This window comes from Peptoniphilus mikwangii (genome assembly GCF_000468535.1).
Lineage (GTDB): Bacteria > Bacillota > Clostridia > Tissierellales > Peptoniphilaceae > Anaerosphaera > Anaerosphaera mikwangii.
This window is the reverse complement of the sequence record NZ_AUQY01000002.1, coordinates 462,387-488,981: the sequence shown is the minus strand read 5'-3', so window position 1 is coordinate 488,981 and position 26,595 is coordinate 462,387. Positions and strand designations below refer to the sequence as shown.

24 protein-coding genes, 2 tRNA genes and 1 other annotated feature are annotated in these 26,595 nt (G+C 31.0%); of the genes, 22 read left to right on the top strand and 4 right to left on the bottom strand.

The window, feature by feature from the left end; translation table 11 throughout:
• Positions 1 to 27: 27 nt before the first annotated feature.
• The 4 genes from M915_RS02735 (at position 28) to M915_RS02720 (ending at position 5,716) form a co-directional block, all read left to right on the top strand.
• Positions 28 to 507, top strand: a complete 480-nt coding sequence (locus M915_RS02735) for a YbaK/EbsC family protein (RefSeq protein WP_036729124.1) — start codon at positions 28 to 30, stop codon at positions 505 to 507.
• Positions 508 to 928: 421 nt separating this feature from the next.
• Entirely contained in the window at positions 929 to 2,866 is a 1,938-nt protein-coding gene (locus M915_RS07365) for an acyl-CoA dehydrogenase family protein (RefSeq protein ID WP_081689742.1), read from the top strand.
• Between the two features lie 14 nt (positions 2,867 to 2,880).
• The gene (locus M915_RS02725; protein WP_009222641.1) at positions 2,881 to 4,119 is read left to right on the top strand and encodes an FprA family A-type flavoprotein; all 1,239 of its coding nucleotides are present in this window, start codon (positions 2,881 to 2,883) and stop codon (positions 4,117 to 4,119) included.
• Between the two features lie 199 nt (positions 4,120 to 4,318).
• Positions 4,319 to 5,716: an aminopeptidase gene (locus M915_RS02720; RefSeq protein ID WP_081689725.1), complete on the top strand. Its 1,398-nt coding sequence runs from the start codon at positions 4,319 to 4,321 to the stop codon at positions 5,714 to 5,716.
• 79 nt (positions 5,717 to 5,795) lie between these two features.
• On the opposite strand, the gene M915_RS02715 is transcribed toward M915_RS02720, so the two are convergent.
• The gene (locus M915_RS02715) at positions 5,796 to 6,074 is read right to left on the bottom strand and encodes a putative signal transducing protein (protein ID WP_009222643.1); all 279 of its coding nucleotides are present in this window, start codon (positions 6,072 to 6,074) and stop codon (positions 5,796 to 5,798) included.
• A 116-nt stretch (positions 6,075 to 6,190) separates the two neighbouring features.
• Positions 6,191 to 6,787 carry a 30S ribosomal protein S4 gene (gene rpsD, locus M915_RS02710; RefSeq protein ID WP_009222644.1) on the bottom strand — a complete coding sequence of 199 codons (597 nt, stop codon included), beginning with the start codon at positions 6,785 to 6,787 and terminating at the stop codon, positions 6,191 to 6,193.
• A 150-nt stretch (positions 6,788 to 6,937) separates the two neighbouring features.
• Here rpsD and M915_RS02705 point away from each other — a divergent pair, with 150 nt between their 5' ends.
• The 5 genes from M915_RS02705 to M915_RS02685 all read left to right on the top strand — a co-directional run bounded on the left by M915_RS02705 (position 6,938) and on the right by M915_RS02685 (position 15,244).
• Entirely contained in the window at positions 6,938 to 8,215 is a 1,278-nt protein-coding gene (locus tag M915_RS02705; protein WP_009222645.1) for an amidohydrolase, read from the top strand.
• A gap of 9 nt (positions 8,216 to 8,224) precedes the next feature.
• Positions 8,225 to 9,214, top strand: a complete 990-nt coding sequence (trpS, locus tag M915_RS02700; RefSeq protein ID WP_036729117.1) for a tryptophan--tRNA ligase — start codon at positions 8,225 to 8,227, stop codon at positions 9,212 to 9,214.
• Positions 9,215 to 9,219: 5 nt separating this feature from the next.
• A complete protein-coding gene (gene pepF / locus M915_RS02695; RefSeq protein ID WP_036729116.1) occupies positions 9,220 to 11,007 on the top strand; it encodes an oligoendopeptidase F in 1,788 nt (595 codons plus the stop codon).
• Positions 11,008 to 11,051: 44 nt separating this feature from the next.
• Positions 11,052 to 11,252: a binding site (T-box leader), on the top strand.
• 33 nt (positions 11,253 to 11,285) lie between these two features.
• On the top strand, positions 11,286 to 13,937 hold the full coding sequence (locus M915_RS02690; RefSeq protein WP_036729113.1) for a valine--tRNA ligase: 2,652 nt from the start codon (positions 11,286 to 11,288) through the stop codon (positions 13,935 to 13,937).
• Entirely contained in the window at positions 13,937 to 15,244 is a 1,308-nt protein-coding gene (locus tag M915_RS02685; RefSeq protein ID WP_036729111.1) for a bifunctional folylpolyglutamate synthase/dihydrofolate synthase, read from the top strand. Before M915_RS02690 ends, M915_RS02685 begins: the two co-directional genes overlap by 1 nt.
• Positions 15,245 to 15,280: 36 nt before the next feature.
• Here M915_RS02685 and M915_RS02680 read toward each other — a convergent pair whose 3' ends face one another.
• Positions 15,281 to 15,796, bottom strand: a complete 516-nt coding sequence (locus M915_RS02680; RefSeq protein ID WP_009222650.1) for a DUF4364 family protein — start codon at positions 15,794 to 15,796, stop codon at positions 15,281 to 15,283.
• A 312-nt stretch (positions 15,797 to 16,108) separates the two neighbouring features.
• On the opposite strand from M915_RS02680, the gene M915_RS07545 reads away from it, so the two are divergent.
• The 10 genes from M915_RS07545 (at position 16,109) to M915_RS02635 (ending at position 21,912) form a co-directional block, all read left to right on the top strand.
• Complete coding sequence (locus M915_RS07545; protein WP_176686355.1) at positions 16,109 to 16,255, top strand: hypothetical protein; 147 nt, start codon at positions 16,109 to 16,111, stop codon at positions 16,253 to 16,255.
• Positions 16,245 to 16,766, top strand: coding sequence for a hypoxanthine phosphoribosyltransferase (hpt, locus tag M915_RS02675; protein WP_036729108.1), 522 nt, complete (start codon positions 16,245 to 16,247; stop codon positions 16,764 to 16,766). Before M915_RS07545 ends, hpt begins: the two co-directional genes overlap by 11 nt.
• 2 nt (positions 16,767 to 16,768) lie before the next feature.
• Positions 16,769 to 17,692 carry a type II CAAX endopeptidase family protein gene (locus M915_RS02670; RefSeq protein ID WP_036729106.1) on the top strand — a complete coding sequence of 308 codons (924 nt, stop codon included), beginning with the start codon at positions 16,769 to 16,771 and terminating at the stop codon, positions 17,690 to 17,692.
• Positions 17,693 to 17,704: 12 nt separating this feature from the next.
• Positions 17,705 to 18,442 (top strand): SIR2 family NAD-dependent protein deacylase, encoded by a 738-nt coding sequence (locus M915_RS02665; protein ID WP_036729103.1) that lies wholly within the window; start codon positions 17,705 to 17,707, stop codon positions 18,440 to 18,442.
• Positions 18,439 to 19,161 carry a class I SAM-dependent DNA methyltransferase gene (locus M915_RS02660; RefSeq protein WP_036729101.1) on the top strand — a complete coding sequence of 241 codons (723 nt, stop codon included), beginning with the start codon at positions 18,439 to 18,441 and terminating at the stop codon, positions 19,159 to 19,161. The genes M915_RS02665 and M915_RS02660 overlap by 4 nt, the downstream gene beginning before the upstream one ends.
• 3 nt (positions 19,162 to 19,164) lie before the next feature.
• A complete protein-coding gene (gene hslO, locus M915_RS02655; RefSeq protein WP_036729098.1) occupies positions 19,165 to 20,043 on the top strand; it encodes an Hsp33 family molecular chaperone HslO in 879 nt (292 codons plus the stop codon).
• A 23-nt stretch (positions 20,044 to 20,066) separates the two neighbouring features.
• Entirely contained in the window at positions 20,067 to 20,549 is a 483-nt protein-coding gene (locus M915_RS02650; protein ID WP_009222656.1) for a membrane lipoprotein lipid attachment site-containing protein, read from the top strand.
• 641 nt (positions 20,550 to 21,190) lie between these two features.
• Positions 21,191 to 21,266 (top strand) — tRNA-Phe (locus tag M915_RS02645).
• Positions 21,267 to 21,269: 3 nt separating this feature from the next.
• Positions 21,270 to 21,344, top strand: a tRNA-Gly gene (locus M915_RS02640).
• Positions 21,345 to 21,393: 49 nt separating this feature from the next.
• Positions 21,394 to 21,912, top strand: a complete 519-nt coding sequence (locus M915_RS02635; protein WP_009222657.1) for an ECF transporter S component — start codon at positions 21,394 to 21,396, stop codon at positions 21,910 to 21,912.
• A gap of 204 nt (positions 21,913 to 22,116) precedes the next feature.
• Here the strand turns inward: M915_RS02635 and rpmB are convergent, their stop codons facing one another.
• On the bottom strand, positions 22,117 to 22,308 hold the full coding sequence (gene rpmB / locus M915_RS02630) for a 50S ribosomal protein L28 (RefSeq protein ID WP_009222658.1): 192 nt from the start codon (positions 22,306 to 22,308) through the stop codon (positions 22,117 to 22,119).
• 148 nt (positions 22,309 to 22,456) lie between these two features.
• On the opposite strand from rpmB, the gene M915_RS02625 reads away from it, so the two are divergent.
• From M915_RS02625 to recG, 3 genes are read left to right on the top strand one after another with little or no spacing between them, the layout of a single operon-like run.
• Entirely contained in the window at positions 22,457 to 22,810 is a 354-nt protein-coding gene (locus M915_RS02625) for an Asp23/Gls24 family envelope stress response protein (RefSeq protein WP_036729095.1), read from the top strand.
• Between the two features lie 12 nt (positions 22,811 to 22,822).
• A complete protein-coding gene (locus tag M915_RS02620; protein WP_036729092.1) occupies positions 22,823 to 24,499 on the top strand; it encodes a DAK2 domain-containing protein in 1,677 nt (558 codons plus the stop codon).
• A 42-nt stretch (positions 24,500 to 24,541) separates the two neighbouring features.
• Positions 24,542 to 26,584, top strand: coding sequence for an ATP-dependent DNA helicase RecG (recG, locus tag M915_RS02615; RefSeq protein ID WP_036729089.1), 2,043 nt, complete (start codon positions 24,542 to 24,544; stop codon positions 26,582 to 26,584).
• Positions 26,585 to 26,595 lie beyond the last annotated feature (11 nt).

Below are 26,595 nucleotides of genomic sequence, written 5' to 3'. Positions count from 1 at the left end.
AAAGATTTACTGATAGGAGGGTGTATTATGAACGAAAAAACAGCTTATGAATTACTTGATAAATATAATATTTCATATGTTAGATTTGACCATGAGCCGATTGAAACACTAATAGGAAATTTAAATTTAGTAGAAGGTCAACAGGTCAAAAATCTTGTATTAAAAAATAAAAAAGCAAAAAATATTTATTTTATAATAATAGAAGAATCTAAAGAATTAAATATTTCAGAACTTGGTGAAAAAATTGGAGAAAAAAGACTTTCATTTGCATCTCTTGAAAATTTAGATGAGTATTTAAAATGTAAGGTAAGTGCTGTAACGCCTCTTGGATTATTTTATGATGAAAATAAAAAAGTAAAAGTTCTTATTGACGATTCACTTGATATCAATACAACTCTCGGCATACATCCTTTCATTAACACTACAACTTTAAATATAGAATTTAAAGATCTACTCAGATTTTTTGATGAACTTGAAGTTGAATATGAGTTTATAAATATGGATTAGTTAAGATTACTGTAAATAAGTTAATATTAAAATAAAAAAATTATATTTTTTTAAAGATTTATTTTTAAAAGTGTTGACATTCCACAATCCATACTATATTATTATAGTATATTATTTTAAATTAATATAAAACGATATTAACGTGATGATGTTTTTGTTTTTTAACTTTCAGAAAACGTTTTTAAAGGTTTTGTATTTGATTGTGGAGGTATGTAAAGTGAGTTTCTTTAAAAAGAAAAAGGGAAATAAAACCGAATCTTATACCAAGAACAGTTCAAAAAATTCTAAACACAGTACAGAAAATGCAGAAGAAAAGCTTGAAGTTTTAACTGAAGAAACTTGTAAGGATATGACAGATAAAAATTTAAAAGAAAAAGATGAGATTATTGAAAGTAAAGAAGATCTTAAAGGGGGTAAACACATGTTATTTAAGACAAATCAGGAACATGAAGAACTACGTAAGGCAGTAAGAGAATTTGCGGAGGCTGAAATTAAACCAATAGCTTTTTCGCTTGATCAAAACAATGAATTTCCTGATGAAATTGTAAAGAAAATCGGTGAAAATGGATGGATGGGACTTCCATATTCAAAAGAGTATGGCGGAGCAGGAAAAGATGTTATTTCTTATGCTATAGCAGTAGAAGAACTTTCAAGAGTAGATGGCGGTGTTGGTGTAATTTTATCAGCACATACTTCACTTGGAACTTATCCTATAGAAGCATTTGGAACTGAAGAACAAAAACAAAAATACTTAGTTCCTCTTGCAAACGGAGAAAAAATCGGAGCATTTGGTTTAACTGAACCTGAAGCCGGAAGTGATGCCGGCGGTACTGAAACAACAGCAGAGCTAGATGGAGATTATTATATTTTGAATGGTGGAAAAATATTTATAACAAATGCACCTAAAGCAGACTTCTATGTTGTATTTGCAGTAACAACTCCGGGTATTGGAACACATGGAATTTCAGCTTTCATAGTTGAAAAAGGATGGGAAGGATTCAGCTTCGGAGATCATTATGATAAATTAGGTATAAGATCATCTTCAACAGCAGAGCTTATATTTAACAATGTAAAAGTTCCTAAGGAAAACCTACTTGGTAAAGAAGGACAAGGATTCAGAATTGCAATGCAAACTCTTGACGGAGGACGTATTGGGATTGCATCTCAAGCACTTGGTATTGCACAAGGTGCTTATGAAGCAGCACTAAAATATGCAAAAGAAAGAATACAATTTGGAAGACCTATTGCACAACAACAAATAATTTCGTTTAAATTAGCTGATATGGCAACTAAACTAAGAGCTGCAAGATTCTTAGTATATTCAGCAGCGGAAATGAAACATAACCATGAAAATTATGGTATGGAATCTGCAATGGCTAAACAATATGCATCAGATGTTGCACTTGAAATTGTAAATGACGCACTTCAAATTCATGGCGGAAACGGATATCTAAAGGGAATGGATGTAGAAAGATTCTATCGTGATGCAAAGATTACAACTATTTATGAAGGAACAAATGAAATTCAAAGAGTAGTTATAGCATCTCATATTATCGGAAAACTTCCTAAACGCGGTGGAAGCAGTCCGGTAGCTGCCGCAATGAAAAAAGCGGGTCCTATAACAGGAGAAAGAAAGAGAGAAATTATAAAAGCGGATACAGCAAAGGAAGCTGTTGATGAACTTGTTAAAAACTTAAAGAAAGACGGATATGATTTTTCTGTAGGAATTGATATAAATACTCCGATATCAGATGCTGAAAGAGTAGTAAGTGTCGGTAAAGGAATAGGGGCGGCAGAAAATATGGAACATGCAAAAAAACTTGCACATGCTGCAGGAGCTGCACTTGGTTCATCAAGACCTGTTGCTGAAACATTAAAGTATGTACCGCTTGAAAGATATGTTGGTATGTCCGGACAAAAATTCAAAGGAAATTTATATATAGCACTTGGAATCTCAGGAGCAAGCCAACATCTTAAAGGTATAAAGGATGCATCTACAATAGTTGCAATAAATAAAAACGGTTCAGCACCAATCTTTAAAAATTGTGATTATGGTATAGTTGGAGATATGAACGAAATTATGCCTTTACTTGCAGAAGCTTTAGGAACAGAAGAAAAGAAACCTGCACCTCCGATGAAGAAGGTTAGAAGATCTAAACCGAGAAAATTAGCACCGACTTATGGAGTATATGTATGTCCGGGTTGTGGATATGAATATGATCCTAATATAGGAGATCCGGAAGGTGAAATAGATGCAGGAACAACATTTGATAAGTTACCTGATGACTGGACTTGTCCACAATGTCAAGAGGAAAAGCAAACATTTATACAAGAAAATTATCCTGAAGATAGAAAATAATGGGGAGGTTTAATATGCATACTATAAGAAAAGTTGTAGACGATTTATATTGGGTTGGTGGAAATGACCACAGATTAGAATTATTTGAAAATATATTTCCAATTCCAAAGGGAGTTTCATATAACTCATATTTACTGTTAGATGAAAAGACAGTGTTAGTAGATTCTGTTGACTGGTCAATAACTCGTGAATATCTTAGAAATGTAGAATATGTTTTAGATGGAAGAGATCTTGACTATCTATTAATCCATCATATGGAACCTGATCATTGTGGAGCGATAGAAGAAATCTGTTTAAGATATCCAAATGTAAAAATAATAAGTAGTGCACAAGGATTTGACATAATGCGTCAAATCGGATATAGAATTAAAGATGAGCAAATAGTAATAGTAAAAGAAGGAGACACAATGAACTTCGGTAAGCATACACTTGCGTTTGTAGAAGCTCCGATGGTTCACTGGCCTGAAGTAATTCTTTCATTTGATGTAACTAATGGGGTTTTATTCTCAGCAGACGCATTCGGCTCTTTCGGTGCAATTGATGGAAAATTATTTAATGATGAAGTTAATTTTGACAGAGATTGGTTAGATGAGGCGAGAAGATATTATACTAACATAGTTGGTAAATATGGTCCTTTTGTTCAAGATGTATTAAAGAAAGCAGCAACACTTGATATTAAATATATTTGTCCATTACATGGTCTTGTATGGAGAAGTGATTTTGGATATCTGTTGGAAAAATATGACAAGTGGAGCAAATATGAACCTGAAGAAACAGGTGTAATGATAGCATATGCATCAATGTATGGAAATACGGAATATGCAGCACAAGCACTTGCAACCGAATTATGCGAAAAGGGAATGACAAATGTAGTTATTCACGATGTATCAAATACACATGTATCGGAACTAATATCAGATACGTTCAAATATTCTCATATAGTTCTTGCTTCAGTAACTTATAATCTTGGAATTTATCCTGTAATGAAGAATTTTATTCACGATATGGAAGCATTAAATGTTCAAAACAGAACAGTTGGAATAATTGAGAACGGAACATGGGCTTGTACAGTTGGCGATAAAATGGAAGAATTTTTAAATGACAATTTGAAATTAATAGATGTTTTAAATGACAGAGTAACAATTAATACGTCACTTAATGTAGCTAATGAAAGTGATATGCATTCTCTTGCGGATTCAATTATCGAATCAATGGAAAAAATTAAAGAAATTAAGGCATTAGCTAACAAATAAAATTAAAAAATATAAGAAGCCTCGAATGTTCGAGGTTTTTTATATTTTATTGAATATACAATTGAAATTGGATATGTGAGTATTAAACTTTTACTATAACAGTTTTTAAAAATGGATATAGTTATAATTAGATAGTATTATAAGTTTATAGCTTAATTTTACAAATGTTTATCAGTATGGTAAAATAGCGTCTTAAGGGGTGATTGTTTTGAATTTTGAAGAATTAGAATTAAATAGTAAATCAATTTGGCAGCTTGTAGGTGAAGAAGAGCATAGAGAAATTTATGCTTATGGAGATAGATATAAAAATTTTTTGGATAATGCGAAGACCGAGAGAGAGGCATGTAAATTTATAATTGCAGAAGCTGTAAAAAATGGTTTTGTTTCTTTTGAGGAAGCTATAAAGGGAAAAATTAAACAGGGAGATAAAATTTATCTGAACAATAAAAATAAATCGGCAGTTTTATTTGTAATGGGAGAAGATTTAACTGAAGGAATGAGAATAGTAGGTTCTCATATTGATTGTCCACGTCTTGATATTAAGCAAAGACCTCTATATGAAGATTTGGAAATGGCATTTTTAAAGACTCATTATTATGGCGGAATTAAAAAATATCAATGGCCTACAATTCCTTTGGCATTGCATGGATATGTAGTTAATTCAAATGGAGAAAGTTTTGACATTAGAATCGGAGAAAATGAAGATGACCCTGTATTTTATATAAATGATTTGCTTCCGCATCTTGGAGCAGATCAAAATAAGAAAGTTTTAGGCGAAGCTATACCGGGAGAATCCTTAAATATAGTTGTCGGACATAGCAGCTATGGTATAAAAGAGGATGAAAATCCGATTAAAAAGGCAGTTTTAAAATATTTAAATGAAAATTATGGAATCGTAGAAGAAGATTTTATGGTTGCCGAATTTGAAGTTGTACCTGCAACTAAGGCGCGTGATGTCGGATTCGACAGAGCGATGATTGCAGCTCATGGTCATGATGACAGGATTTGTTCTTATGCAAATTTAGAGGCAATTTTAAAAACTGAAAATCCTAAAATTACTGCTGTCGGGTTATTTGTAGATAAAGAAGAAATCGGCTCTGTCGGAAACAGTTCAATGTCCGCTAAGTTTTTCGAAAATGCAGTTGCGGAAATTTTAGCCACAGGGGAAAACTATTCGGATATTTTAGTTAGAAGGGCAATGGCAAATTCAAAAGTACTATCTGCAGATGTTACTGCTGCTTTGGATCCTGATTTTAAGGAAGTTATGGATAGTAAAAATGCCGCTGTTGTAGGATATGGAATAGCTATGTCAAAATATACGGGTGCAAGAGGAAAATCGGGTTGTAATGATGCAAATTCCGAGTTTCTTGTTGAATTGAGAGATATTTTTAAGAGAGATAATGTAATTTGGCAAACAGGTGAACTTGGTAAAGTAGATCAAGGCGGCGGAGGAACCATAGCATATATATTGGCGGAATATGGAGCCGAAGTTGTAGATATGGGTACTGCAATGCTTTCCATGCATGCGCCTGTTGAACTTGCCTCAAAGGCGGATGCATATATGACATTTAAGGCATATAAATCATTTTTGAAATAAAAATTGATTTATAATTATTTTAATTTTAATTTAAAATAATAAAAGAAAGGAGGATTAATTCTCCTTTCTTTATATTACTTTATCTTTTTTCGCTTAAATCATTTTTATTAAAGTCATCACCAAAAATCATTGTAACTAAATTCTGAGCTTCTTCTAAATTATAATCCGGAACATATATATTAGTTCCAAGCATATTCCAGCCGCTAAATATAATCATATAGCTATCTTTATCATGACTTGCTTCTTCTATGTAAGGAATATTGCTATCTTCCAATAATCCTTTGATAGCTCCGACTTTAAATTGATCAAATACGGTTACAAGTTTTACAAAATTAGGTTCATTATTATTTTCTTTCATACAACCCTCCTGTGAGTACATTAGATTTAATACTATTATATATTTTACCCAAAACTTGATAAAATAAAAAGTGATGAAATTGGGTTGGATTTCATCACTTTTATTTTTCTTTTTAATTACATATTCTTTGAGTAGAACTCAACGATTAATTGGTCATCAATTTCTACAGGTATATCTTCTCTGTTTGGAAGAGATACAAGTGTAGCTTTAAAATCTTCTTCTTTCTTTATATATGGGTAAGAAGTTACATAATTTGTCTCGTAGTTAGTTTTGAATAATTCAGCTTTTCTACCTCTTGCTGATAGCGCAATAACATCTCCTGCACTGCATCTGTAAGAAGGAATATTTACTTTCTTTCCATTTACAGTGATATGTCCATGAGTTACCATTTGTCTTGCTTGTCTAATTGAACTTGCAAATCCCATTCTGTATGCAAGGTTATCAAGTCTTCTTTCCAAGAATTGTACCAATGCAGGGCCTGTTTGTTCTTTAGATTTTTTCGCTTCCTTGAAAAGATTTACGAATTGTTTTTCAAGAACGCCGTAGTAAGCTCTTAATCTTTGTTTTTCAAGTAATTGCTTACCATATTCAGTTAACTTCTTATCACTTCTTGCAGTACCCTTTGTAGCTCTTTTCATAGCCTTTGGGTGACCACATACATTTAGACCTAGTCTTCTTGATTGTTTAAATCTAGGTACCATCATCTTTGCCATAAATAAATTCAACTCCTAATATATTCTTGCCGCGATAATTTAAGAGCCGAATGTATTATACTAAAAATGTTGGTTTTTGTAAAGAAAATTAAAAAAATAATTAAAAAAATGGTATAATATTTCTTGATTGTAATTAGTGGAGGTAATGTAATGAGTATTCTCTTAAAAAACACTTCATACTTGGATATAAGAAATGAAAAAATTATTGAAAATGTAGATATTTATATTGAAAATAACTTAATTAAAAAAATTGGAACAGATTTAAGTTTTTCAAATTGTGAGATTATTAATTGTGAAAATAAACTTGCTGTTCCGGCATATACTAATTCACACAGTCATTTAGGAATGTCTATGCTTAGAAATTATGGTGACGATTTAGATTTAAATACATGGCTCACAAAAAAAATTTGGCCTGTTGAGGATAAAATGACACCTGATGATATATATTGGTCCAGTATGCTCTCAATAGTTGAGAATATAAAGAGCGGAGTATCAACGGTTTGTGATATGTATTATAGCTTAGACAGAGTTTCAGAGGGAATAATTGATTCCGGTATAAGAGGAGTTCTTACAAGGGGTTTAATGGATATAACAGGTGGCGGAGACAGCAGACTGGAAGAATTAAAAGAGTTATATTCAAATTATAACAATGCAGGAAACGGAAGAGTGAAGATACTTCCGGGCCCGCATGCAATTTATACCTGTTCCAAGGAATATTTAAAAAAGATATTAAAACTTACACAAAAATTTGATGGAGTTTTGAATATTCATTTGTCTGAAACTGAAAAAGAGGTTAGAGATTGTTTAAATATTCACGGAACTACACCTGCAAAGTATTTAGAAAGCATAGGATTTTTTGATGTTAAAGTAATAGCTGCACATTGTACACATTTAAGTTACGATGAAATTGAAATGATTTCCAAATACGCTGTATATCCGATATATAATCCGAGTTCAAATTTAAAACTTGCAAGCGGATTTGCTCCCATTCAAAAAATGATTGATAACAATTTGATAGTCGGAATAGGGACTGACGGCTCATCATCTAATAACAATCAAGATATTATAGAAGAAATGCATTTAGCATCTCTTGTCAATAAGGCCGTTAATAGAGATGCCGTTTCTGTTAAGGCTATTGATGTAATTAAGATGGCAACGATAAACGGAGCGCAGATAATGGGATATAACGGAGGTCTTATAGATGAAGGATATCTTGCAGATATTACATTATTTAACTTAGAATCACTCGGTTTTACACCTAAGAATAATTTAATTTCGGCATTATGTTATAGTGCAAATTCACATTATGTGAGTGATTTGATAGTAGATGGTAAGATAATTATGCAGGATAGAAATATTCTTACAATAGATGAAGAAAAGATAAAGTATATGGTAAGCAAGCTTGCTGAAAAACTTTTTAAAAGATAGGAGATAGAAATGGATAAAAAAATAGTTTATAGTGCAATTCAACCGTCAGGTTCATTGACAATAGGAAATTATATTGGAGCACTTTCTAATTTTGGAAATCTTCAAGAAGAATATGACTGTATTTATTGTATAGCTGATATGCATGCAATAACAATGCCGCAAGAACCTAAAGATCTTAGAAAAAATACTCTTGATGTAATTTCACTTTATCTTGCGGCAGGACTTGATCCTGAAAAAAGTATTTTATATATTCAATCTCATGTTCCGCAACATACTGAACTCGGATGGGTATTAAATACAATATCATCATTAGGACAACTTCAAAGAATGACTCAATTTAAAGATAAATCTCAGAAGTCAAAAGAAATTTTGGCGGGAATATTAAATTATCCTGTGCTTATGGCGGCAGATATTTTACTATATCAAACTTCTTATGTGCCTGTTGGAGAAGATCAAAGACAGCATATTGAGTTGACACGTGATTTAGCACAGAAGTTTAATTCAAGATATTCGGACACATTTACGATACCTGAGATGATGACTCCTAAGGTAGGGGCAAGAATAATGTCATTGCAAAATCCGGAATCTAAAATGAGTAAATCCGATTCGGATGTAAATTCATACATTTTGATTTTAGATAGTGAAGATGACACGAGAAAGAAGATAAAAAGAGCTGTAACTGATTCTGTCGGAGAAATAAAGTATAGTGATGAACAACTCGGATTAAAGAATCTTATAAATATCTATTCATCATTTAGCGGAAAGTCGACAGATGAAATTGTTGAATATTATAAAAATTCAAATTATGGAATCTTTAAAGAAGATTTAGCTGAAGTTGTAGTAGAGGGACTTAGACCTATAAGAACAAAGTTTAAGGAAATAAGAGAAAATAAAGAATATCTTGAGAAAATATATAGAGATGGCGCGGAAAAAGCAAGTTATTTGGCGAATAAGACATTGAGAAAAGTTTATAAAAAAGTTGGATTTATAGGGAGGTAATTAACATGGAAGCATTAAAAAACAGAAGTGAAATAGACGAAAGTCTAAAATGGGATTTAAGCAGAATTTTTAAATCTGAAGATGAATATACTACCAAATTAAATGAAATGATAAAGCTTTCAGATGAGCTTGTAAAATTTAAAGGCAATATAAAAAATTCAGAGGATTTATTAAATTCAATTGAGATATATGAAAAGATAATGGAAGCTCAAAATCTTACATCTAATTATGCTTCTCTTTCATATAGTGTGGATTTAACAGACGAAGAGTCAAGAATCAGAATTCAAAAATTTGACAATATAGAAAATAATTTAATGGAAAAAATAAGTTTTTATGAAAATGAAATACTTAGTTTGGACGTTGAAATTATTGAAGAGACAATAAATTCTTCAGATAAATATAAAATGTATTTGAAAACTATTTTAAAAAATAAGGAACATATACTTTCTGAAAAAGAAGAAAAAGTAATTGCAACGCTTGCTCCTTCAATAGCAGGTCCATATAAAACTTATGAAGATTCAAAAGCATCAGATATGACTTTTGATGATTTTGTTGTCGGAGATAAGACATATGCCAACAGCTTTGTATTATATGAAAATTTTTATTGTTATGATACAAATGAAGAAGTAAGAAGAAAAGCTTATGAAAGTTTTTCTAAGGGACTTGATAGATATAAAAATACATTTGCATCGGTTTATATAAATCATGTTACTAATGAAAAACAAATCGCAACTCTAAGAGGATTTGACAGTGTAATAGATTATTCACTGTTCAATCAAGGTGTAGATAGAAAATTATATGACAGACAAATTGATCTTATGACGGAAAAGCTTGCTCCTCATATGAGAAAATATGCAAAATTGATTAAAAAATTTTATAATATAGATAAAATGACATTTGCAGATTTAAAGGTGCCTATTGATGCGGAATTTGTTCCCAAGATTACAATAGAGGAAAGTAAGGATTATGTGAAAGATGCATTAAGTGTAATGGGAGAAGAATATTTAGATGTTGCAATGAGCAGTTATTCTAATAGATGGATTGATTTTGCAAATAATATCGGAAAATCAACAGGAGGTTTTTGTGCATCACCATATAAGTGTGATTCATTTATACTTCTTTCATTTACAGAGCAGTTAAATGAAGTTTATACGCTTGTTCATGAAATTGGTCATGGTGTTCATTTCCATAATGCTCAGGCGAATAATTCGGTACTTGAAGAAGAACCGTCATTATATTTCATAGAATCTCCATCTACAATTAATGAGTTATTATTATCCAATTCACTTTTAAAAAAGGCAACAGATGATAGATTTAAGAGATTTGTATATGCTGCTCAAATCGGAAACACATACTACCACAATTGTGTAACACATTTATTAGAAGCGGCATATCAAAGGGAAGTATATAGATTGGTCGATGCAGGAGAGCCGTTAACTGAAAAGACATTGACAAAAATCACAAAAGAAGTTCATGAAAAATTCTGGGCTGATGCTGTTGAAATTGATGACTATGCAGCTCTTACATGGATGAGACAACCACATTACTATATGGGACTTTATTCTTACACATACAGTGCGGGATTAAGTATCGCAACAGAAGTTGCAAAGAGAATAATGAAAGATGGAAAAGTAGCTGCCGATGCTTGGATAGATGCACTATGTAAAGGTGGAAGTTTAGAAATAATAGACCTTTGTAAGGTTGCAGGAGTAGATATTACAAAAGAAGATTTTATATTGAATACAATTGATTATATAGGAGATATAATTGATAAAATAGAAGAACTTATGTAAGTATTGACAACTTATGTGATTATAAATATAATAGTGATAATTCAATAATAGCAAGAGAGAAGAGGAGTAGTATTAAGCTTACTTTAGAGAGATGTTGCGTGGTGAAAAACATTGTACAGTTAATATGAAGGTTACTTTTCTGCTTTGCAGAGGATAAGTCTGCAACGGGCAACCGTTAAATTATATGAGCTGATTATTATTTTATAGTCAGAAATTAAGGTGGTACCACGTCCTTCGTCCTTATGACGAAGGACTTTTTTTATTTTAAGGAGGAAAAAATGAGAGAAATATCAAAAACATATAATCCCAAGGAATTTGAAGAGAGGTTATATAAGTATTGGATGGATAATAATTATTTCCGAGCTGAAGTTGACAGCTCTAAAAAACCATTTACAATTGTTATGCCTCCACCAAATGTAACCGGAAATTTACACATGGGACATGCACTTAATAATACGATACAGGATATATTGATAAGAACCAAGAGAATGCAAGGATATAGTGCATTATGGCTTCCGGGAACAGACCATGCATCTATTTCTACAGAAGCAAAAGTAGTAGAAAAAATAAAGTCCGAGGGTAAGTCAAAAGACGAACTTGGAAGAGAAAAATTTTTAGAAGAAGCATGGAAGTGGACAGATAAATATGGCGAAAATATTAAAAATCAATTAAAGAAGCTTGGAGTTTCCTGTGATTGGTCACGAGAGAGATTTACTCTTGATGATATGTTGTCACATGCAGTTGAAGAAGTATTTATAAGACTATATGAAAAGGGATTAATTTATAGAGGAGATAGAATTATAAATTGGTGTCCTAATTGTAGAACTGCAATTTCAGATGCAGAAGTTGAGCATGAAGAAAGTGACGGACATATTTGGCATTTTAGATATCCGCTTGAAGATGGAAACGGATACATTGAAGTTGCAACAACAAGACCCGAAACAATTCCCGGTGATTTGGCAGTAGCTGTAAATCCGAAAGATGAAAGGTATGCTGATTTAGTTGGAAAGTATGTATTGTTACCTATTATGAATAATAGAAGAATTCCGATTGTTGCTGATGAATATGTTGAAATGGAATTCGGAACAGGTGCAGTAAAAATAACTCCGTCACATGACCCCAATGATTTTGAAGTCGGAGAAAGACATAATCTTGGACAATTTAAGGTATTTACAGATGATGGTCATCTAAATGAAAATGCCGGTAAGTATAACGGTATGGACAGATATGCTGCAAGAAAACAAATAATAGAAGATTTTAAAGCTCTTAATCTGTTTGCAGGAGAAGAACATCATCATAATGCAGTAGGTCATTGTGAAAGATGTAAGACAATAATTGAGCCTATGATTTCTAAACAGTGGTTTGTAAAGATGGAGCCATTAGCTAAGCCTGCACTTCAGGCATACTATGATGGAAAGTTAAACTTTGTTCCTGAAAGGTTTGCTAAAGTATATGTAAATTGGCTTGAAAATATTAAAGACTGGTGTATTTCAAGACAACTTTGGTGGGGACATAGACTTCCTGTATTTTACTGTGTAGAAACGGGAGAAGTTGTTGTTTCAAGAACAGATCCGACAGGATCACCAGGATATGAGAATAAGACATTTAAACAAGATGAAGATACTCTTGACACTTGGTTTTCATCTGCACTATGGCCGTTTTCTACATTGGGATGGCCTGAACAGACAGAAGATTTAAAATACTTTTATCCTACAGATGTACTTGTTACAGGATATGATATTATTTTCTTCTGGGTAATAAGAATGGTATTTTCAGCGCTTGAAGATATGGGTGAGGTTCCATTTAAAGATGTATTTTTCACCGGACTTGTAAGAGATTCTCAAGGTAGAAAAATGAGTAAATCACTTGGAAATGGAATTGATCCTCTTGAAATTATAGATAACTATGGGGCAGATGCCTTGAGATTTACATTGATTTCCGGTAATACTCCGGGAAACGATATGAGATTTTATAATGAAAGAGTTGAAGCAAACAGAAACTTTGCAAATAAGCTTTGGAATGCAACAAGATTCGTGCTTATGAATCTTGATGATGAAAAGTCGGAGTATAAATTAAATATAGATTCGTTGAAAAATGAAGATAAATGGATTCTTTCAAAACTTCAAAATTTAATTGCCGATGTAACTATAAAACTTGATAAATATGACATGGGACTTGCAGCACAGGAAATTTATGATTTTATTTGGAGCGACTATTGTGATTGGTATATAGAAATGGTTAAACCGAGACTATACGGAGAAGACAATAAGTATAAAGAAAGTGCAAAAGCGGTATTACTATATGTTTTAAAAGATATATTAAAATTATTGCATCCATTTATGCCATATATTACTGAAGAAATTTGGCAACATTTACCCGGAACTGAAACTGCTCTTATAGTTTCAAAGTGGCCGGAAGAAGTTAGTGATTATGAATTTAAAGAAGAAGGAAAAGCCATAGAATATATCAAAGAAGCTATAAGGGGAATAAGAAATGCCAGAGCTGAGATGAACATTGAAAACAGTAAAAAGTCTTCTACAATAATAGTTACAACATCGGATGAAATTAAAAATATAGTTGAAGAAAACAAAAATCAGTTATTGAATTTAGGTTATTCAACAGATGTTGTAATAATATCCGATAAATCGGAAGTATCGGGAGATAATATTTCTATTGTACTTGACGGTGCTGAAATTTTCTTACCTTTAAAAGATTTAGTTGACTATAAAAAAGAATTTGAAAGACTTTCTAAAGATAGAGAACAAACTATATCTGAAATAGAGAGGGCAACTAAAAAGCTTTCAAATGAAAGTTTTATAGCAAAGGCACCTGAAAAAGTGGTAGCAGAAGAACGTGAAAAGAAAGAAAAGTATGAAAAAATGCTTAAAACTATTGAAGAAAGACTTGAGAGTGTAAGAGAGAATTTATAATGAAATTTAGTGATGTAATATTAAATATAGAATCTCGTGAGGGAAAGAGAAAATCTTATGATTTCAGTAGAATGAGGGCGCTTTTAAAAGTGCTTAATAATCCTCACGACGGACTTAAATATCTTCATGTAGCCGGTACAAACGGTAAAGGCTCAACATCAAATTTTTTATATAATATTCTTATGAGTGAAGGATATATTGTAGGACTTTATACATCTCCTCACTTGGAGAGATATAATGAGCGCATTATGATTAACGGTAATGAAATAAGTGATGAAGATTTTACCAGACTTGGTAAAATTGTAATAGAGGCTGAAAAGCAAATATTAGATGAATTTGAAGTAATGACTTATTTTGAATTTATTACCGCCATGGCATTTTTGTATTTTAGAGAAAAAAACTGCGATTATTGTGTACTTGAAGTTGGCATGGGAGGTTTATCGGACAGTACAAATGTAGTAGCTCCAAAAGATAAACTTATGTCATTTATAACTCCGATATCGATGGATCATATGCAGTATCTTGGCGATACGGTTGAAGAAATTGCAGAACAAAAAGCCGGTATAATAGTTAAAAATGTCGATGTTGTTTCATCAAATAAAAATAAATCAGTGGTAGAGATTTTAAAAAATAAGGCAGAACGTGAGAATGCTCAATATTATGATTTGGATGATGTGAAGATAGAAAATCTTATAATTGATGACAGAGGATCTGAGTATACCATTAAATTTAAGGATGAGACTATATCCAATTTGAAAATAAATTTAAGCGGTTATTATCAACTTGAAAATTCTGCACTGACTGTTATGGGAGTTATGGAACTTAGAAATAAGGGCCTATTGAAAATTTCAGATGAATCAATTAGAAATGGACTTAAAAATACATTTTGGGCAGGAAGAATGGAGCGAGTAAATGATAGTCCTATGATTATTTTAGATGGGGCACATAATTTTGATGGGATACAAAGACTTACAGAAAATTTCAGATTATTTAACTATAATAAACTTTATATAATAACATCAATTTTGAATGATAAGGAACATGACAAAATGTTGCTTGAATTTTCTAAATATGCAGATGAAATTGTACTTGTAAGTTTAGAAACAAAGAGAAAAACAGAACTTGATATTCTAAGAGAAGAGGCTCAAAAGTATTGTGAGAATGTAAAAGTAATAGATAATTTAAAACTTGCAATAAAAGATGTCATAAATGTGTCTAAAAGAAATGACCTTATAGTGATAGCAGGTTCATTATATCTTGTCAGCGATACAAGAAAAATAATTAAAGAAATATTAAAAATTAATTAATAAAAAATCTCCAATTTAATAATTGGAGATTTTTAGTTAATCAAAATAATTTATAATATTTAAGTAAAAGTCATCAGGATTATTTTTAAAATTTTCACAAATTGATTTTGCATAATCTTCATTTGGTACTTCAAGGGTTAAATTTAAAATATCATTTTCAGATTCTTTTAATGTCAAATTTACAAAAAATCTTTCAAACTCATCTTTGTAATAACTTGAAAGTACACTTTTTTCAGATGTTTTATTTCTTTTAAACAGCATTATACTTGGAATTATCTTATCTTTAATTTCGACGGGTATATTTTCAATAAAAAGTTCAAGTGCATTTTTACCGTCTTCAGTTATATGGTAGTTATTTTTTGAATCAAAAATAATAAAATTACTTTCAAGTAATTCAGAAATATATTGTTTAAACAAAAAGAAATTTAAAATTTCTCTTTCCAAGATAAAAGAAGTTAGTTCTTCTTCCGTAAATAAATTATCGGCACCTTTAATTATGAATAAGAGTATGAGTTTATTTTGTGCAAGTTCAGATATATTTAAAGTTTCCATCTTTCCTCCTAATAGCATATATAGTATAGTATAACATTTATATTAAATAATTACATTGAAATTATATCACTTAATGTTTTAAAAATTAAAAGTGATATAGAGGACGGTATTTTTTAAACAGCTTAGAATAGAATATTACACAGAAACAGTTTGTAAAAATTATAACCGTTTCAATATGGGAAACAGCTAATAATATACCTGATTCGGATATTCTTATAGAAATTGCTGTTCTTATTTTATAAAATATGTATTCTTATTTTAAAGTTTTAAATATAGCATTTAATCTGATATAATTTATTAAAAGGTGATAGTATGGATTTTAAATTTATTGCAATTATAATTTTTTTAGTTATACTTATAACAATACAGTTTACATTGAATAAAATACTTCGTGAATTGAAAATAATTAGTATGAAATTAGACAGGATAAATTATGAGGAGGGCAAGTATGACCGATAGAGAGAAAAAAATTATATTTACTCGTGAGGAAATCACAAAGAGAATAAAGGAACTCGGAGCGGAGCTTACAAAAGAATATAAGGATAAAGATTTGATAGTAATTTCTCTTTTAAGAGGAAGTTTTATTTTTGCTGCTGACTTAGTAAGAGAAATAGATACTGTTCTTGAAATAGATTTTTTAACTACTGCGAGCTACGGCAATAGTGAAGTTTCATCAGGAAGAGTTAAATTTTTAAGTGAACTTAGATCTAATATTAAAGGAAGAGATGTGCTTGTAATAGATGATATTGTCGATACAGGTCATACAATGAAAAGTGTTGTTGAAAAGTTAAAAGGATATGAACCTAAGAGTATAAAAACTTGTGTAATGCTTGATAAGCCTTCAAGAAGAGAAGTTGATATTAAAGCGGATTATGTTGCTTTTGAAATTCCGGATTTATTTATAGTGGGGTATGGCTTAAATTATGGTGATTTTTATAGAAATGTACCATATATTTATGCCTATGTATAAAAATGAAAAAATATAAGAAAAAAAATTTAAATGTTTTAAGTGTAAACACATTTACTCTAGTATTGTCGATATTTTTTTTAACAATAGGTTATTCCATACAATCTAAGAGCTTTTTAAAGGGGACATTTATAAATGAAGTATTTATAATTTTAATTCCCGCACTTTTATTGTGTGGAACGGGAAAGAGAACGGAAGTGCTCAGGATAAAAAAACTGTCGTCAATTAATGTTATAAGAGTCATAATAATAGTTATACTCAGTTATCCGATAATTTTATTGATAAATGGAATATTTTTGAATTTTCTTTCAACATTTATCGAACTTAAAAATTTTTCAATGGATATGCTTTTAAAAGATGAATCTTTGACCAGTTATTTATTTTTTATGTGTATAGTTCCTGCAATTTGTGAAGAAGTATTTTTTAGAGGAGCACTAATAAATTCATATGATGTTTATGGTGGAAAATTCGCTATTTTAATGTCATCATTGGTATTTGCATTATTTCATTTTGATATTCAAAATTTTATAGCGCCGTTGCTACTGGGTATTATTTTTGGAAATCTGCTTGAGCTTACAGGTTCTTTATTTGCATCAATATTGGGACATTTTACAAATAATTTGATAGCTATTTTTGCTACAAAATATTTAGATGATACTGTTTTCACATATTTAAAACATACTGATCTTGCTCAAGATATCGGTTCTTTACAGCTGTATATAATAATTTTATTATTTCTAATTTCAATAGTGTCAATGGTTTTACTTAGACTTTTGTTTAAGCAGATGGATAAGGAAAAAAGGTTGAGAGAGGAGAGACTTGGAATAAGGAAGAGAGTTAGAGAGATTCAGAGTATCGACTTTTTCAATTTTGTGCCCATATTAGCACTAATAATACTTTATTTTATTTATTATGCGGTTGTTTTTTAATGGAGGCATGTTATGGATGAAATATTAAAAGTTAGAGATTTGATTTTAAGTTCAAAAAAGACATTTGCATTAACCGGGGCGGGTATAAGTACAGAGTCCGGCATACCCGATTTTAGATCAAGTACAGGATATTATAGCAAATTGGATCCCATGCTTGCGCTTTCAAGAGATGTACTTATAAATAATCCTAAGAGGTTTTATAAAGAGGGCTATGTTATTTTAGAGGACCTTAGTGAAAAAAAGCCCAATAGAGGACATATTGTTCTTGCGGAACTTGAAAACATGGGGCTCTTAAATGGAGTTATAACTCAAAATATAGATAATTTGCACAGAAAAGCAGGAAGTAAAAATATATATGAAGTTCATGGCGAAACGGGAAGAGTTCACTGTATTTCCTGCAATGAAAGTTATCCTTTTAAAGTAATGAAAGAAAAAGTTATGTCCGGAGAAATTCCGCCGCATTGTGATAAATGTGGGGGTGTTATAAGACCGAATGTTGTAATGTTTGGAGATATGATGCCCGGAGATTTTGAAATGGCAGTAGAAGAGCTTATGGATACGGAGTTGCTTATTGTAATAGGTTCAAGTTTAACTGTAAGTCCTGTAAATTATTTGCCGAGATATGTAAAAAAACTTGTTATAATAAATGACACACCTACATTACAAGACAAAATGGCAGAGGTTGTAGTTCGAAGTAAATCGGGAGAAATACTTTCTCAGATTTTAGATGAGGTAAAAAAATTAAGATGATATATGCAGAATTTGCAAACATATATGACAGTTTAATGTACGATTTTGATTATAATATTGTATCAAGCTTTATAGAGGATATACTAAAAATTGAAAATAAAAAAGTAAAACATGTTTTGGAGCTTGGTTGCGGCACAGGAAATTTAACTGAACTTATTTGTGATAAATATAGTGTTGATGCAATAGACTTATCGGAAGACATGTTAAGTGTTGCAGAACAAAAGCTAAGAAATAAAAATGTCAGATTGTTTAAGCAGGATATGAAAAATTTAGATATTGAAGATAAATATGATCTTGTGCTTTCAATATGCGACAGCATAAATTATTTACTTGATGAAAAAGATGTAAAAAATCTTTTTGTAAAAGTTTTTATGCAATTAAATGAAAATGGATTATTTATTTTTGACTTAAACACGAAAAATAAATTTGAGAACATGGATAATACTTATGTCGATGAAGTAGATGGAGTATTTTGTGTTTTAGAAAACTTTTTTGATGCAAAGACGGATATAAATTTATATAGTGTTAATTTCTTTGAAAACAGAGGAGAATTATACGAAAGATTCTATGAAGAACATGAAGAGAGAGCATATAGTATAGAATTTATATGTAATGCATTAAAAGATGCAGGATTTAAAAAAATTAAAATGTATGATGAATATAAGTTTGATGAAAATGTAGAAGAATCAGACAGAATTGTATATGTTGCGGAGAAGTAGAAAATGGATTATTTAGTTAGAGCGGTAGATATAGATGGAAATATAAAAATATCGGCAGTTATTACGACAGATATAGTTGAAAAGGCAAGAGTAACACACTCGCTTTCTAAAACTGCATCTGCAGCACTCGGAAGAACTTTAAGTGTCGGAGTTATAATGGCTGAAGCATTAAAAAATGAAAATGACAGTATAACAATAAACATCAAGGGCGATGGAGATATTGGAAGAATAGTAGTAAGCGGTAAGAATGATGGAAATATAAAAGGATATGTAGAAAATCCCTTAGCAGATACAGATTCAAGAGTAATTGATAATAAGTTGGATGTTGGAAAACTTGTCGGTAACGGAACACTTACTGTAGTTACGGATTTAGGTTTAAAGGAGCCTTATGTTGGGCAGGTTCAGCTTGTATCCGGAGAAATAGCAGAAGATTTTGCAAACTACTTTTATACATCAGATCAAGTTCCATCAGTAGTAAGTCTTGGGGTGTTAGTTGATACTGACTATACAATAAAAGCTGCAGGAGGATTTGTGCTTCAGTTACTTCCGGGAGCGGAAGAAGAAATTATAAGCAAAATTGAAAAAAATTTAAAAGATTTAGACAGTGTTACTTCTATGATAAGTGACGGATATTTGCCTGAAGATATAATTAAACGGGTACTTAGCGGATTTGAAGTAAAAATACTCTCTGTTAAAAAAATTTATTATAATTGTGATTGCTCAAGAGAAAAAGTTGAAGATGCTATTATTTCACTTGGTAAAAAAGAACTTGAAGAGATATTAAAAACAGATAAAAAGGCAGAAATGAAATGCTATTTTTGTAATAAGACCTATGAATTAAATGAAGCTGAACTGAAGAGTTTAGTAGATAAAATTGACTGATTTTATAATGCGGAGAATCTATTATGAAAAAAATTTTGATTGTAACAGTTATTGTATTTTTATTAACTACCTGTAATTATAAAGATTTGAGTAATATGGAAATGAAAAGTAAAAATAATTTGCAAGTTTTGAAATTTTCTTCCGGAGAAGAATATAGATTTTCCAAGGTTGATTTTTTTGATTTTAAAGAAAATGGGAATTATAAACCTTTAAAAATTGATGACGAGCAACGGAAAAAGGCTCTTGAATTATTGTCAACATTAGAAAAGACAACAGATGGAACAAAAATATATCTTGCACTTCATGACGGAGATATATTAGTTAAATTTGATTACGATGAAAGTGAAATTTATGATGATATTAGAATATATGATATTAAGCCATTTGGAAATAAAAATAAAAGGTATTATAAATTTAATTCTAAATATAAAAATATAGACGGTGTATATGAAGTTGACGGAAGTATAGATTTATTAAAAGAGCTTAGAATTATTTTAGGTTTATAAAATATAATAGAGAAAACAAAGTGAAATTTAATGCAGACATTTAATTGGTTTTCAAATTGATTAGCAGTGTGCATTAGATTTCATTTTAAGTGTTTTTATTATATTTGGGATATCGTTGACACATTTTATAAATTGTGTTAAGCTAATAAAGTATTTGAGTGAATTATGTTAAAAGATGAATGGTGTTTTTCAATATGAGATTTCTCCATTTCATTCGCTACGCTCATTGCAGTCGAAATGACAAAGGTATTCATTGTTGTTGAAAAGGTATGGGTAAGAAATAAGTTTGTTTCATAAATAAGTGAAAAAAAAAATAAGCCCAGATAGCTCAGTCGGTATAAGCTGAATTGGAGACGAAAATAAGCGAAGCGAAAATTGAGTCCCAAGATGCTTAGTCTTTGCGAAGCAAAAGAGAATGAGCATAAAGAAGTATAGGAAATAGATAAGTTTATTTCATAAATAAGTGAAAAAAAGAATAAGCCCAGATAGCTCAGTCGGTATAAGCTGAATTGGAGACGAAAATAAGCGAAGCGAAAATTGAGTCCCAAGATGCTTAGTCTTTGCGAAGCAAAAGAGAATGAGCATAAAGAAGTATAGGAAATAGATAAGTTTATTTCATAAATAAGTGAAAAAAAGAATAAGCCCAGATAGCTCAGTCGGTAGAGCAGAGGACTGAAAATCCTCGTGTCGCTGGTTCGATTCCGGCTCTGGGCACCATGTGCGGATGTGGCTCAGTGGTAGAGCATCGCCTTGCCAAGGCGAGGGTCGCGAGTTCGAATCTCGTCATCCGCTCCATAAGTCTGCTTGGCAGACTTTTATTTTATGTTAAAGGAGAATAATACGAATGAAAAAATCAGAAGTAAGAGAACTTGTAATTACATCGCTTTTTATTGCTCTTGTATACATATTTACATGGCTTATTAAAATTCAACTGCCGATAGGAGCAAAAGGTGGATTAATTCATCTTGGTAATATTCCGTTTTTTATAGCTGCGATACTTTTTGGAAAGAAAGTTGGAATGTTAAGCGGAGCAATAGGAATGGGACTTTTTGATCTGACGAGCGGTTGGGTAACTTGGGCACCGATAACTTTTATAACTTGTCTTGTTATGGGATATGCAATTTCAGCAATCAACGGAGATAAAGTGGAATTTAAAAAATTGATTTTATCATTCTTTGCAGCTGCAATTTTAAAAGTTTTGGGATATTATATCGGAGAGGCTATATTATTTTCATCTCTTGTAGTTCCTCTTGCATCTATTCCGGGAAATTTAATTCAAATAGCAGTATCAAGTATTATTATACTTATAATTATTAAACCGTTAGAAAGTGCATTTAATTATATATCAAATAGTAAAAATTAAAATATGATAAGAAAACCAAGTTAAATTTATTGTTTAACTTGGTTTTTTATATTTAATATATCTTAAAAGAACCAAGTTCATTATGTGAAAGCTCAAAAACGAAAAGGAGTAGAGGATAGATTAAAAATATATCTAAGTACTAAAAAAGGACTGAATATATCAGTCCTACTTTTAATATTTTGCAAGATATTAAAAAAATAAAAATTAGATAGCTCTTTCAACTTTACCGGATCTTAAGCATCTTGTACATACATTGATTTTTCTATGTTGTCCATTAATTATAGCTCTTACAGATCTGATATTAGGAGACCAACTTCTATTGCCTCTTTTATGTGAAAAAGATATTGTATTTCCAAAAGTTTTTTGTTTTCCGCATATTTCGCATTTTTTTGACACAATGCCACCCCCTTAGTTATTCATAGCTTATACATTTTACCACAAAGGTATATTATTTTGCAAATTTTTTTTGAATGCAATTAAATTATTTAAGAAGTGAAGATTTATGGTATAATATTAAAATAAGAAGTAATATAGGAGGTGCTTTATGGCTGCAAATATAAAAACAGAATCGGGAAATATAGTAATAGAAAATAATGTTCTTGCTAATATAGCAGGTATATCTGCAATGGAAAGTTATGGTATTGTAGGTATGGCTTCTAAAAATGCTGCTGATGGATTGCTTGAGATTTTAAGACTTGATAATCTTTCAAGAGGTATTAAGGTCAATACTGAAAATGGAGCTATAAATATTGAGCTTCATGTTGTGCTTGAATATGGTGTAAATATTTCCACTGTTGGAGAAAATATAATTGACAGAGTAAAATTTAATATAGAGAGTTTAACAGGACTAAGTGTTGAAAATATAGAAGTACTTGTTGAAGGAATAAGACTTAAGTAGTGGAGGTATATTTTGAGAATAGAAAGATTAGATGGTATTTTACTGAAAAAAGCCATTAATGGTGCGGTAAACTACTTAATTTTAAATAAGGATCAGATAAATGCACTAAATGTGTTTCCTGTTCCTGATGGGGATACAGGTACTAATATGTCCTTGACAGCTAAGTCTTCTTTAAAACAAGTTGGATTAGTTGAAAATGAAAAATCTGCTTATGAAATAGCAAAGGCGGCGGCAAGAGGTTCTCTAATGGGGGCAAGAGGTAATTCCGGAGTTATTTTATCTCAACTATTGAGAGGATTTTCTGAGGGGATTAATGGCTTAGATGAGGTTTGTATTGAAGAACTTGCATTAGCGTTTAAAAAAGCCTCTGAAACAACTTACAATGCTGTTATGAAACCGACTGAGGGGACAATTTTAACTGTTGGAAGAGAAACTGCAGATTTTGCGGTTAAAAATTATAAAAATTATCATGATATTTTGGAATTTTTAAAAGCTTGTATAGAGGAAGCTAATAAGTCTTTGGACAGAACACCGGAACTTTTAAAGGTTCTAAAAGATGCGGGAGTTGTAGATGCAGGAGGAAAAGGGCTTGTAACTTTACTTGAGGGAGCATATAAGACCCTTATGGGTGAAGAAATCATTGGTGAAGAAGATGATGTTATGAAGAAGAAAGCTCAAAAGGAGATTAATTTCGGTCCTGCTGATGAAAGTATTAAGTATGGATATTGTACTGAATTTATTATAAATACAGATTATGAAGATATTGAATCTTTTAAATCAAAACTTGCTCCTTTGGGAGATTGTCTTTTAGTCGTAGGAGGAGCCGGAACAGGGCTTATTAAAGTTCATGTTCATACAAATCATCCGGGAAAAGCTCTTGAGTATGCTGTTGAACTTGGCGGATTACAGGATATTAAAATTGATAATATGAGATATCAACACAGAGAAGTGTTGTTTAATGAACAAGAGGTTGAAAATGCAAGACAAATGGAGCAGTCTCAAGAAGAGGATAAAGAAGATTTTGCAATAGATAAAGATTATTCTTTTATAGCTGTATCTATGGGAGATGGAATGAGTGATGTATTTAATTCTCTTGGTGTCGACTATATTGTAGAGGGCGGTCAGACTATGAATCCGAGTACTGAGGACTTTTTAAATGCAGTTGACAAGGTTAGAGGAAATGATGTATTCATTATTCCGAATAACAGTAATATAATTCTTGCAGCAGAACAGGCTCAAAAATTAAGTGAGAGAAATATTCATGTAATACCATCAAAATCAGTGCCTCAAGGAATATCTGCACTTCTTGCATTTAATTCAGAACTTAACGCTGATGAAAATAAGAGCAATATGACTGATGCACTTGAACTTGTAGTTTCAGCACAGGTAACTTATGCTGTAAGGGATACTCAAATGAATGGGAAAGACATCACAACCGGAGATATTATCGGCCTTAGCGGAAAAGAAATTTTATCGTGCGGTAAGGATGTAAATGATGTAACAAAAGAGCTTATCGAAAGTTTGGTAAATGATGAAATTTCTATGATTACTCTCTATAGAGGAGAAGATACACAAGAAGAACTTTCTGAAAAGCTTGTGGAAGAATTGCAGGAAGAGTATTCTGATTTAGATATAGATGTGATATATGGAGGTCAACCTCTATATTATTATATAATATCACTTGAATGATGAAGCCCACTTTTAAGTGGGTTTTTTTATAGGGATTAGCTTATGAGATTAGAAGATACAATTAGATATTTGAAGGGAGTAGGACCCAAAAGGGAAAAAAAGTTTAATGAGCTGGGCATATTTACGATTAGAGATTTATTGACTTATTTTCCAAGAGATTATGATGATCAGAGTAATTTTAAAAAATTATATGAGGCTATAATTGATGAGAAAGCAACTTTCAGAGTTAAATTTTTATCTGTACTTGAAAATCGAAAGATTAGGAAAAATTTATTCATTACAACATTTTTGGCTGAGGATAGTTCCGGTCAAGCTAAAATAAGTTTTTTCAATATGAAATTTATAAAAAATCAAATCAGCTTAAATGATGAATATTTAGTCTCAGGAAAAGTAAATAGATTTAAAGGACAGGTTCAAATTACAAATCCTACATTTGAAAAAGCATCTGATGCTAATAGAGTTGGAACTATCTACCCTATATATCCTTTAAAAAAGGGTGTATTTAATAATGAAATAGTAAATTTAGTTCATCAGGCTGTAGAAATGAATTTATTTGAAGAAAATTTGCCGCAATATCTTGTGAAAAAATATAATCTGATGGATAAAAATGAAGCAATTAAAAATATTCATATGCCATATGATAAAAAAAGTTTTATAAGAGCAAGACAGAGGCTTGTTTTTGAAGAGCTTTTAATATTTCAGCTAAGTATTTTTATGCTTAAAAACCAAGATGAAATTGTAAAAGCTATTCCATATAAGATAGATGACAGAATTTATAAATTTATAGATAATTTGCCATTTTTATTGACTGACGGTCAAAAAAGAGTAGTAGATGAGATTTTTGAGGATATGAAATCCGGAAATAGAATGAATAGATTATTGCAAGGAGATGTTGGTTCAGGTAAGACGATAATTGCAATAATTTCAATGTATCTTGCTTATTTAAACGGATATCAATCTACAATTATGGCTCCTACAGAAATTCTTGCCAAGCAACATCTTGAAAGCTTTAGAAATATTTTAGAACCGTTGGGAGTTAAAGTTGAACTTCTGGTTGGAAGTACAACTAAAAAGAATCGAGATAGAATTTTGACGGGGATATATAATGGCGAGATAGATATTTTGATAGGGACACATGCTCTTATCGAAGATACAGTTGAGTTTAAAAATTTAGGACTTAATATAACTGATGAACAGCACAGATTCGGAGTAAGACAAAGACAGACACTAAACACAAAAGAAAAAACGGCACATACTCTTGTTATGACTGCAACACCCATTCCAAGGACACTTGCATTGATATTATATGGGGATCTTTCTATTTCAACTATTGATACGCTTCCTCCAAATAGGAAAAAAATAGATACGATTGCAATAAACGAGTCTATGCTAAATAGAGGTTTAAGCTTTATAAGAGAACAAGTTAAAAAAGGCAGACAGGCATATATAATTTGCCCTTTGATTGAAGAAAGTGAAAATTTTGATTTGGATTCAGCAACAGAAGTGTTTAATGATTTGAGGAAAAATTATTTTTCAGATATAAGAGTTGCATTATTACATGGAAAAATGAGTTCAGATGAAAAAAATTCTGTTATGCAAGATTTTAAGGATGGATGTACGGATATTATTGTTTCAACTACAGTAATAGAGGTAGGAGTTAATGTTCCAAACGCAACTGTAATTTTAATATATAATGCAGAACGATTCGGATTAGCACAACTTCATCAGCTTAGGGGAAGAGTCGGCAGAAGTGTTCATAAGAGTTACTGTATTTTGTATAACAGTTCAAATTCTAAAGTTTCATGGCAGAGAATGAAAGTCATGACAGAATCAACTGACGGATTTTATATTGCGAATAAAGATTTGAGTATAAGAGGAAGCGGGGATATATTCGGGACAAGGCAGTCCGGCATTATGGAGCTTAAACTTGCAGATCTTGTAAGAGATACTGAAATTTTGAAATATGCTACTATAGAAGCAAGAGAAATTTTAAAAGATGACAGGAAATTAATTGAGAATAAAAACTCAAATCTTAGAAAAGAAATTTCAAATACTTTTAAAGTTGACTCGACAATACTAAATTAGCTTATTGTTAT

Coding starts and splice junctions, on each gene's coding strand:
- M915_RS02690 (WP_036729113.1), top strand. CDS start 11,286: ATGAGAGAAATATCAAAAACATATAATCCCAAGGAATTTGAAGAGAGG.
- M915_RS02725 (WP_009222641.1), top strand. CDS start 2,881: ATGCATACTATAAGAAAAGTTGTAGACGATTTATATTGGGTTGGTGGA.
- M915_RS07545 (WP_176686355.1), top strand. CDS start 16,109: ATGGATTTTAAATTTATTGCAATTATAATTTTTTTAGTTATACTTATA.
- pepF (WP_036729116.1), top strand. CDS start 9,220: ATGGAAGCATTAAAAAACAGAAGTGAAATAGACGAAAGTCTAAAATGG.
- M915_RS02625 (WP_036729095.1), top strand. CDS start 22,457: ATGGCTGCAAATATAAAAACAGAATCGGGAAATATAGTAATAGAAAAT.
- M915_RS02680 (WP_009222650.1), bottom strand. CDS start 15,796: ATGGAAACTTTAAATATATCTGAACTTGCACAAAATAAACTCATACTC.
- M915_RS02685 (WP_036729111.1), top strand. CDS start 13,937: ATGAAATTTAGTGATGTAATATTAAATATAGAATCTCGTGAGGGAAAG.
- M915_RS02715 (WP_009222643.1), bottom strand. CDS start 6,074: ATGAAAGAAAATAATAATGAACCTAATTTTGTAAAACTTGTAACCGTA.
- M915_RS02735 (WP_036729124.1), top strand. CDS start 28: ATGAACGAAAAAACAGCTTATGAATTACTTGATAAATATAATATTTCA.
- hpt (WP_036729108.1), top strand. CDS start 16,245: ATGACCGATAGAGAGAAAAAAATTATATTTACTCGTGAGGAAATCACA.
- recG (WP_036729089.1), top strand. CDS start 24,542: ATGAGATTAGAAGATACAATTAGATATTTGAAGGGAGTAGGACCCAAA.
- hslO (WP_036729098.1), top strand. CDS start 19,165: ATGGATTATTTAGTTAGAGCGGTAGATATAGATGGAAATATAAAAATA.
- M915_RS07365 (WP_081689742.1), top strand. CDS start 929: ATGTTATTTAAGACAAATCAGGAACATGAAGAACTACGTAAGGCAGTA.
- M915_RS02635 (WP_009222657.1), top strand. CDS start 21,394: ATGAAAAAATCAGAAGTAAGAGAACTTGTAATTACATCGCTTTTTATT.
- rpsD (WP_009222644.1), bottom strand. CDS start 6,787: ATGGCAAAGATGATGGTACCTAGATTTAAACAATCAAGAAGACTAGGT.
- M915_RS02650 (WP_009222656.1), top strand. CDS start 20,067: ATGAAAAAAATTTTGATTGTAACAGTTATTGTATTTTTATTAACTACC.
- M915_RS02705 (WP_009222645.1), top strand. CDS start 6,938: ATGAGTATTCTCTTAAAAAACACTTCATACTTGGATATAAGAAATGAA.
- M915_RS02660 (WP_036729101.1), top strand. CDS start 18,439: ATGATATATGCAGAATTTGCAAACATATATGACAGTTTAATGTACGAT.
- M915_RS02670 (WP_036729106.1), top strand. CDS start 16,769: ATGAAAAAATATAAGAAAAAAAATTTAAATGTTTTAAGTGTAAACACA.
- M915_RS02665 (WP_036729103.1), top strand. CDS start 17,705: ATGGATGAAATATTAAAAGTTAGAGATTTGATTTTAAGTTCAAAAAAG.
- trpS (WP_036729117.1), top strand. CDS start 8,225: ATGGATAAAAAAATAGTTTATAGTGCAATTCAACCGTCAGGTTCATTG.